At 62.8% G+C, this 1,882-nt stretch carries 3 protein-coding genes; all 3 read left to right on the top strand.

Going from position 1 to position 1,882, the window contains the following annotated elements; all coding sequences use genetic code 11:
- Positions 1–546 (top strand): ATP-dependent DNA ligase (locus DC366_RS20420; RefSeq protein WP_439331678.1); only part of this gene is annotated, 546 nt, incomplete at its 5' end.
- Complete coding sequence (ligD, locus tag DC366_RS20415; RefSeq protein ID WP_243405243.1) at positions 431–1,183, top strand: non-homologous end-joining DNA ligase; 753 nt, start codon at positions 431–433, stop codon at positions 1,181–1,183. The genes DC366_RS20420 and ligD, both read left to right, overlap by 116 nt.
- A gap of 160 nt (positions 1,184–1,343) precedes the next feature.
- Positions 1,344–1,697, top strand: coding sequence for a PRC-barrel domain-containing protein (locus DC366_RS19400; RefSeq protein ID WP_207768763.1), 354 nt, complete (start codon positions 1,344–1,346; stop codon positions 1,695–1,697).
- Positions 1,698–1,882: the final 185 nt, after the last annotated feature.

Genomic DNA, 1,882 nt, shown 5'->3' with positions numbered 1-1,882 from the left:
GAAGGCGATGACTGGCTGCACGAGACGAAGTTCGACGGCTATCGCTGCCTTGCCGCGCTCGGCAAGGGCGGCACGCGTCTGTTCACGCGCTCGGGCAAGGACTGGACCGACAGGTTTCACGCGCTCGGCGGTGCGTTCGATCCCCTGCCATGCGACGCGGCCCTGATCGACGGCGAGGTGATGGCCGCGCGCATCGGCGGCTCGGCGTTTTCCGCGCTGCAAGAGGCGCTGAAAGAGGGCTCTGCGCTGGTCTTCTTCGCTTTCGACCTTTTGCGCATCGACGGTGAGGATTTGCGCGCAAAACCCCAGATCGAGCGGCGCGAGCGGCTGGCAAAGCTGCTGTCCGGCGTGCCGCGTGGCGGTCCCCTGCGGCTGAGCGAGCATATCGTGGGTGGCGGCGCGGAAGTGTTCGCCAACGCTTGCAAGGCGGGTGCGGAGGGGATCATCAGCAAACGCATCGACGCCCCCTGTCGCTGTTCCGCTGCCCTCGGGTATTTCCAATCCATGTTTCTTCCAGAAACACGACAGCGGCGGGCTGCCCGGTGAACTGTCGCGTGTCAACATCGAGGAAAGCGATGGCGACAGCGCCGATTACCTCTATGCCACCCGCACCGAGAGCCTGATCGCGGCGGCGCAGATGGGCAGCATCGAGTTCCACATCTGGGGCGCACGCACCGACCGGCTGGAACGGCCCGACCGGCTGGTCTTCGATCTGGACCCCGACGAAGGACTGGACTGGTCCGATGTGCAGGATGCGGCCTTTGATGTCCGCGATACGCTGGCGGACTTGGGTCTGCAAAGCGGCGCCATCGTCACCGGCGGCAAGGGCGTGCATGTCTGGCTGGCGCTGCGGCGCACCCGGGGCTGGGACAGTGTCAAGCTGTTCGCCAAGACCTTCGCCCATGTGATGGCCGAACGCGCGCCCGACCGTTACACCGCGACCATGTCGAAATCCAAGCGCAAGGGACGGATCTTCATCGACTGGCTGCGCAACGAACGCGGTGCGACGGCCATCGCGCCCTATTCCCTGCGCGCCCGCCCCGGCGCCCACGTGGCCGTGCCGGTGACATGGGACGAGTTGAAGGACTTGGACGGGGCCAACCGGTTTTCCATGTCCGACATGGCGGCGCGGCTGAAGGCGGATTGCCCGGCAGCGCAGTGCAGGACAATCTGCAGACCCTGAGCGACGGCGTGATCGACGCGCTGCAGACCTTGTCGGAAGAATAGATCGCGCTCATCCCCTTGAAATTCACCTCGGCAAAATGCTGCCGTCCGGACACGCACGGTGGAACAGAACAGCCAGGTTTTCGGTTTCTCCCGCAGGCAAATGGAGGAGGAAAAAAATGGACAATTCTGCACATGCAAGTCTCGTCTCATCCAACGATGTGAACGGGACCGATGTCTACGGCAACGATGGCACCCATATCGGCACCATCGACCACCTCATGATCGACAAGCAATCCGGCAGGGTCGCCTATGCGGTGATGGGCTTTGGCGGATTTCTGGGGCTGGGCGAGGAACACCATCCCGTGCCGTGGGGAAAGCTACGTTACGATACGTCCAGAAACGGCTTCGTGACGGACATCACCGAGCAAGAGGTAAAGGGTGCGCCTGCCCGTAACGACAACTGGTATGCGGACCGGGACTGGGAGCGCCGGACGCATGATCATTACGGCGTTCCACACTACTGGATTTGAAGAGCGCACCGCAGACACATCAGCACAGCGGCGGTTTCCGTTCGGGGGCCGCCATTTCTACATGGCCAGTAGCGGTCTGTCCTGTTCCTTTCGAAGAAGCTTCCTTCGGCTTGTGAGGCATCATGTGGAACTGGCTGGCCGAAAATGCATCCCCCTTGCAGGCGACCGTAGGTGCAATTACTGCG

It is taken from the genome of Pelagivirga sediminicola (genome assembly GCF_003072125.1).
GTDB lineage: Bacteria > Pseudomonadota > Alphaproteobacteria > Rhodobacterales > Rhodobacteraceae > Roseovarius > Roseovarius sediminicola.
This window is presented reverse-complemented; position numbering and strand designations above follow the sequence as displayed.